This is a genomic window from Streptomyces sp. NPDC006385 (assembly GCF_040612485.1).
Lineage (GTDB): Bacteria > Actinomycetota > Actinomycetes > Streptomycetales > Streptomycetaceae > Streptomyces.
Genome location: NZ_JBEXQG010000029.1, coordinates 89789 through 96484, shown reverse-complemented (window position 1 = coordinate 96484; position 6696 = coordinate 89789). Strand labels below are relative to the sequence as shown.

The 6696-nt window shown below is 68.4% G+C and carries 4 protein-coding genes; all 4 read right to left on the bottom strand.

Features of this window, described 5'->3' with window-relative positions; translation table 11 throughout:
- Nucleotides 1-348 precede the first annotated feature (348 nt).
- The 4 genes from ABZ078_RS22780 to ABZ078_RS22765 are packed head-to-tail and all read right to left on the bottom strand — an operon-like array spanning nt 349 to nt 6690.
- Nucleotides 349-750, bottom strand: coding sequence for a hypothetical protein (locus ABZ078_RS22780; RefSeq protein ID WP_189906304.1), 402 nt, complete (start codon nt 748-750; stop codon nt 349-351).
- Nucleotides 750-3278 carry a hypothetical protein gene (locus tag ABZ078_RS22775; RefSeq protein WP_356577804.1) on the bottom strand — a complete coding sequence of 843 codons (2529 nt, stop codon included), beginning with the start codon at nt 3276-3278 and terminating at the stop codon, nt 750-752. The genes ABZ078_RS22780 and ABZ078_RS22775 overlap by 1 nt, the downstream gene beginning before the upstream one ends.
- Entirely contained in the window at nt 3275-5233 is a 1959-nt protein-coding gene (locus ABZ078_RS22770) for a hypothetical protein (protein ID WP_356577803.1), read from the bottom strand. The genes ABZ078_RS22775 and ABZ078_RS22770 overlap by 4 nt, the downstream gene beginning before the upstream one ends.
- The gene (locus ABZ078_RS22765) at nt 5233-6690 is read right to left on the bottom strand and encodes a recombinase XerD (RefSeq protein ID WP_356577801.1); all 1458 of its coding nucleotides are present in this window, start codon (nt 6688-6690) and stop codon (nt 5233-5235) included. Before ABZ078_RS22765 ends, ABZ078_RS22770 begins: the two co-directional genes overlap by 1 nt.
- Nucleotides 6691-6696: the final 6 nt, after the last annotated feature.

Here is a 6696-nt window from a genome sequence, read left to right as displayed (position 1 = left end):
GGCTGAGGCGATCAAGGCTGCCCGCAGCTACGGGCTGACCAAGGCCCAGGCCGAGGGCGTCGCCGACAGCCGCTCCCCGGGCCAGGGTGCGGCCCAGGAAGGTGACTGCGGTGCGGCTGGAATCGACCGACCACATCGCGCCTGCGAGGCAGTCTCCCATGACCCTTCGAACAACGAGGGCAGCGCAGCCGTGGCATGCGAAGGCATCCCAGATCGCCGGACCATGCCTCCGCATCGACCCCGCAGCCGCTGGCCCAAAATCTGGGCATTCCGCATACGACGCGGTGACCACTTATAGGCCGCTGGCCCCGATTACCGGGGCTGGCGCTCACGGCAGTGGCAGGGAGGCTACTGTTGTTCCGATCCAGGCAGTACCACGATGCCCTTGCGGCCGAGTCGCTTCTTCAGCGTGAGGTTCTCGGCGTAGAGATTCGCTGTCACCGTGGCGAGGGCGTCGAGTTTGCCTTGGACCTCGGATGCCTGCTGCCGTGCCTCGCGAAGTTGCTTCCGGAGCTTAGCGATGGTGTCGTCGCGCTGGACCTCGCCGGGCGTGCGCAGGACGGGACGGGCGACCTGTGCGTCCCATTCGGCGAGGATGTCCTCGGCGCGATGGACGGTCGCGTGGCTGACCTGGGCTTCACGTGCGAGGTTCTCCTTGGTCAGGGCGCCGTCGGTGTGCAGGGGCTCTCCGGCCAGCAGCCGGGCCATGGCCGCTCGCAGCTTCTGGGCGGATGCGGCGGATACCGGCATCAGGCGGTGCCTTCCTCTTCAAGTGCGCGGGTGATGCGCTGGACTTCGGCGAGGCGGACGAGGACCGCCTCCCGGTTCGGCGGCGATAGCCGCGGGTTCTTGGCCCGCGCGGTCAGGTCGTCCTCTTCCGCGACCCAGAAGGGTGCGTGGGTGCGGGTGATGGTCGAGTTGCGGCAGCGGGCCGGCTGGCAGGCGCCGAGCAGCGGTGCCAGTCCACGCTGGTCTTCCTGCAGTTCGCCCTGGCACTCGGCCTGCGGGGCGTCGAACATGCAGTGGTTGATGGTGCCCAGGTGCAGGTTGGGGAATTCGGCGGCGAGCAGGGTCTCTTCGACCCGCTGGTCGGCGATCTGTGCCCTCAGCTGCGGGTTGTTGTCGAGGGTGTCGATGACCTTGTCGAGGCCGGCATGGAGGCGGGCGGCGCCGGGTCCGACCGCCACGCGTTCGCCCTGGCGGCGGCCGCGGAGCAGGTCCACGAGTTTGCGGGCGGCGGCCTGCTGCAGTTCGGTGTCGAACTCCTTGGCCCAGCTGGCGTCCATCTGCGCGTATGCCTGCGTGGTGCGGTTGGCCAGCGCACGGCGGGCGGCGTGCTTGAGCTGGAGGCCGAGCGCGATCTCGGAGTCCGGTTCGCGTCCGGCGAGCTGCGCCATGGTCTTGCGGAACATGTGGGAGCGGACGTGCGCGGTCGGGATCTTGGCCAACCCGCGCCGGTGGGCGACGGTATTGATGCCGTTGATGAAGAAGTCGATCTCGGCATCGGAATGGATGCCGGGCTCGGTATGGGTCTGTTTGCCGGTGGGCGGGCGCAGGGTGGCGAACAGGTGGGTGGGGTGCCAGGACAGCTGCTCGAGGACCGCGAGTGCTTCGGCGACCGGCTCGATGATCCACCAGTAGAGTTCCGGGCGCGTGGGGTCCAGCTTGGTCTTGCGGGAGCGTACGGCCGGGGAGCCGAAGTAGGTCCGCACGGCGTCGCGCTGGATCTCTTGGACCTCCGAGTCACGCATCAGGGAAAAGGCGGTGACGAATACGTAGATCGCGGCTCTTAGCATGTGCAGTTCGAAGGCGAGCTCGACGTCGCTGATCTGCGTGCGCCAGGGCGCTGTAGTGCCGTCCGCGCGCTGGATGTGAGCGGCGTCCGGGCACTGAAGGGGGTAGGCGCGCCAGCCGCCCCACAGGTCCGATTCGACGGGAATGCCTCGGCCGTCGGCTACCGCCTGCATGACCAGGCGCGCGCGTGCCGCGCCGCTGCGGTTGCGCGGGTCGAACCGCCTGGTGTTCCGGTGCCGGTTGACGCCCGGTGGGGTGGGTCCCCAGATCGTGCGGGCGGCCATCGCCCAGATCGGCTCACCCGTCTTCCCTTGCTCGTCGGTCGCGTACACGGGCACCAGGGTGTCCGGGTTGGCCAGCCACTGTCGTACGTCGTCGTCCAGCTGCTCTTGGGTGACGCCCGTGCTGGTGCCAGGGGCTACGTAGCGGGGTGCGGTGGTGCCCTTGCCGCGTCCCACACTCGCCGTGACGGTCTCGACGCGGCCCTCGCTGACCGCGGCCAGAACGGTGGCCCGCCGCTTGCGGGGCCGCTCGCTCTGGTTGTCGGCGAAGACGTTCATGGTCCTGCCTTCGGTGATCATCTTGCTGAGAGCGGTCCACATCGGGGTGCCGGCCTTGGTGGTCAGGAAGTCGACCTCGTGGACGGGTACGGCGTTGCCCGGTGTTGTGAGCCACTTCTCCAGCAGGACGTCGGTTTCCCGGGGATCCACCGGCCGGGCTTTCGTGGAGCGCGGCTGGCCGACAGGAGCCTCCCGCTGCTTGGCGAAGTGCTCCCGCCAGCGGAAGATGTCCGAGGCGAAGGCGTGGATGTACGTCCAGGCCCCGCGCAGCAGCGGCCACCAGGTCTCCGGCGGAATGGCGGGAGTGGCCAGGGTGTCGCGGCTGGGTACCTCCTCGTCGTACGCCTTGGCCGCGACCTTAGAGGCTGGCTCGCCGCCCCAGGGGTCATCGAAGGCGCTGATCCCGGTGAGCACCGGGGCGAGTTGACGTAAGCGGCGGATGGCTGTCACGTGGAAGGCGACGGTTTTCACGCCGTCGACCTGGGATGCCTTGTGGGTGATCTCCGCATGCCAGTCCTCCGGGTCCCACAAGCCGAGATCGGTCGGCAGCCCTTGCTCGCGGCCCCAATCCATGACCTTTCTGATCTCCAGCATGGAAGGGCGGATGGTGGCCACGGACGGTGGGACAGCAGGCAGGAAGATCAGGAATTTTCGCAGGACGGGGTGGGAGGGGTTGAGCAGCGCGAAGCAGTACTCGCGCAGCTGCAGGTTGATCAGTGGGTCCTCCAGCGGGAAGACGAACCGCCACTCGCCGGGCTTCCGGCTGGCTGGTCGGCCGAGGCAGTCGGCGGGCCACCGGTGGGGCTCGCCGAAGCGGGGCACCAAGATGTCGTCGAGGAGCTGGTAGCCGCCGTAGCTGAAGACCTTCTCGTCGTCGCGGAAGGCCGACGAGGTCAGCGGCTTTGGCGCGGGCCGGGCCATCATCGGTCGAACTCCGTCCTCATGCCCAGGGGGAGGTCGAGGCGCAGGCCGAGTTCGGCGATCTCGCGGCGCGCCGCGGGGATGAGGTCGGCGCACTCGGAGAAGACCTCCGCCAGGGCGGCTGCCTGCCGGCCCCACAGGGCATGCCAGTGGCGCGGGGTGAGGCGGGCGCGCATCTGTTCGATGTGATCGGACAGCAGCACAAGCCGCGGAATCTGGGACGTGAACACGACGGCGTTGCGGCACAGCATGCACATCGCCGGCGCGACGTGGCAGACCTTGGCGTCGTTACGGTGCGGCGAGGCATACGGGTTACGACAGTTCACCAGGCCCATGTCCAGCTCCCCGGTCCGCAGGGCCTTGGCCTGCTCGGTATCCAGGCCGAGGTCGTCGGCGACCTCCGGATCCTCCAGGCGCTGCTCGGCTTCCTGGGTCACGAGCACCGGCCGGGCGGGTTGAGTCATGCGGTCGAAGACCCACTTCTGGGCCCGGTTGATCGACCGGCCGGCCAGGACGTGCGCGGTCGTGCCGTGCGCGTAGTGCAGGCGGTAGACCTCCACGTGGTGGTCGTCTCCCGCCAGGTCACTCACGGTGCCGCCGAGCGCGACCGCGCGGACGACCTTCGCGGTCTTGCGCAGCCGCCGGATCTCGTGCGGCTTGGAGATCTTCAGTGGTCTCCCGGCGGCATCGCGCTGTTCGGCGATCCAGCCGCCGAAGCGCCGCTCCCGGTCGGTGAAGTCGGCGAGTTCGGCGTCCAGGACTCCCCGACGTCGCCGCTCCACCGCCAGGAACAGCCATGGATCGGCGTCGGGGAAGACCTTCCGGGACAGCTCGGTGGCAGCCAGCAGCCGCCGCAGCAGGCCGGGGACGTCCCAGGCCCCGTCCCCGGCAAACTCGGGCGCCTCCTCCTCCGCCTCCGGATCGGGGTGCAGGTCGGCACGGACACGGTGGGCCCGCATCTTGCGCTGGACCAGGCGGACACCGCTGTCGGTGAACTCGATGTCGGGCAGCTGAAGGTAGTGGAGCTCCTCCGGGCTCGTGTCGCTCATGCCCAGCAGCAACAGCACCCGGAACGCCTGCAGGTCCATCTCGGTCGGAAACAGAAGGCGGCCCACCTCGGCGACGAGATAGCGGAACCCGCGCTTGAGCAGAGTGCCGTCCGCAGCGGTGGGCAACAGGGCCTTCACCGGCTCCGGCCAGCTCAGCACGTTCTGCCGGAACTGCGGCTTGAGGACCTTCACCGTCAGCAGCGAAGGGTGCGTCGCCGCCCACAGCAGGTTCGCCGGCTCGTGCCACCCACCCTCGCGGGGATCGATCCCGCTCTCCAGCAGGGTACGACCCCGGGCCAGGCGGGACTCCAGCGCCCGGACAGCGTCACGCGCCGCGTCCCGCAGAGCGATCCGCTCCGCGTTGGAGAACTCATCCAGCGGCTCGCCGGGGTGCGGCGGATAGGCGGGCGGAGCCTGCGCCCGCACCCGCAGTGCCTCCGGCATGCTCGTGTCCTTCAGCGCGCGCTGCTCGAGCAGCGTCAGCAGGCTGTTGGTCTTCGCGTACGGGGAGTTGGAACGCAGACCGTGGTGCTGACGCAGGTCTTCCTCCCACGCGTGGATGACCTCGACCAGATCCACCACGTACCCGTCCAGGCGGGCCTTTGCCGGGTCCACGCCGAGCGTAGGCAGATGCTTGTCGACGAACTTGGCGAAGCCCCGCACCGCGTTGGCCATGTCCGCTCCGCCGTTGGCCAGGGCCATGGATCGGGTGTAGGTGATCCACTCGTCGGCCAGCTGGGCGGCCAGGACGCTGCACCGGTACTTCGCCGGATTGATGAAGTGGTTGGCCTTCGCGCCCCGGCGGGTCCAGGTCAACGTCCGAATCCCGATGTGGTCCAGGTCCCGGGTGGGCAGCGGCTCCGGGGCGCTGCTGCGCACACGCTGCTTGCGCTCACCGCGGCGGGGCATCAGGCGGCCCTCGCTTCGGCGATCGCGGCCGCGTAGTCGGCGTAGGTGGCGTCCTTGTTGTTCCACTCGGCGATCGCCTTCGCCACCAGTGCGTTGGTGTCCCTCATGTACCGGAGATACCGCAAAGTCGACTGTGGGCGGCGATGTCCCAACAGGCCCTGCAGGATCAGCAGCGGGTTCCGTGAAACGTGGTCTGTCAGGTAGCCGGTGTGCCGACCGGCGAGATACTCCTCGGCTTCCTCCTGGAGGATCAGCTTGGTCAGCAATCGCAGCATGTAGACCGCGAAGGTGTGCCGGGCGTCGTGGATGTGGACCTTGCGCGGCAGGACGAGGTCGACCTTGTGCTCCTCGCTCACCCGCAGAGCACGCAGATGGGCGGCATCGAATATCTGCTCCCACCGCTGCCTGGTCGGCATTCTCCCACCGCGGCCGACGAACAGCGCCATCGGCTCCAACCCGTGATCACCCTCGATGACCGCGCGACGGCGCTTGTCCGCGTTCATGCTCTCGACCCGGAAGGCGCGGCGCCGGCCATCGAGGATCCCGCTCACCTTCATCCGCCGCAGGTCGATGTCATCCACGATGAACAGCTCCTCGCGGCGTCGCCACAACGCCTTCCCCCCGGCCCGCACCTGCGCCGCACGCTCGGTACGCCGGTACATGTCCAGCTCCCGCAGCGTCGGATCCTGGATCGTAACCACGCGGGGCAGTCCGAATTTCGCGATCGCCTGCAGCGGCACCTCCGCCGGGGAAGCCTCCCGTCGCGGTGGCCCGACCTCGATATCCAGCAGGCAGCTGAACTCCTGCAGCCGCATGCCGGTCGTGATCGAGAGTTCGGGTGCTGCGCTATCGCGCAGCGGGGACCGTCCGCGGAACGAGCGATCGATCCGTCCGTCCGGCAGGTAGCCGCGCAGTCCTACCTGCTTGAGGAAGGCCCACTGCCGCCACGTCAGATGACGGACGTCGAGCTGCGTGGTGGCACCCCAGGACAGCACATCGCGGCCGTTCCGGCGGCGGAAGTAGGGGCGCTTCTCGATCAGCTTCTCGCCCTCGGCCCAGTCGTAGAAACCGTTGATCACGGCCCGGCGCCGCTTCCACGTCGCCGGCGCATCCGGCGACTCGCGATGCTCAGTGCAGTCCTCCCGGTACGCGATGAGGTCTTCCTCGATCGCCGACAAGAGATCGACCGGCGGGTCGAGTTCGTTCTCTAAGAATTCGGTCAGATCGAGGGCGTCGTACGTGTAGTCCTGCAGCGACTTCGCCTTCAGCGTCTTGGCCATCTCCAGGAAGAAGGAGACCAACGGCTCCGCCGGGCGCATCTCAGAGTCGAGGAAGAACGGAGTTCCCTCCTTCAGCGCCCCCTTCCGTGACACGTATGCCAGAGCGTCGAGATCGACGCCTGGCGGAGCCTCATAGAAGCGACGCACCTTGCTGCGCGAGACAAAGAAGTAGTCCACTCCGTA

Excerpts from the sequence above, each read along its gene's own strand:
- ABZ078_RS22780 (WP_189906304.1), bottom strand. The coding sequence starts at position 750 with ATGCCGGTATCCGCCGCATCCGCCCAGAAGCTGCGAGCGGCCATGGCC.
- ABZ078_RS22775 (WP_356577804.1), bottom strand. The coding sequence starts at position 3,278 with ATGATGGCCCGGCCCGCGCCAAAGCCGCTGACCTCGTCGGCCTTCCGC.
- ABZ078_RS22770 (WP_356577803.1), bottom strand. The coding sequence starts at position 5,233 with ATGCCCCGCCGCGGTGAGCGCAAGCAGCGTGTGCGCAGCAGCGCCCCG.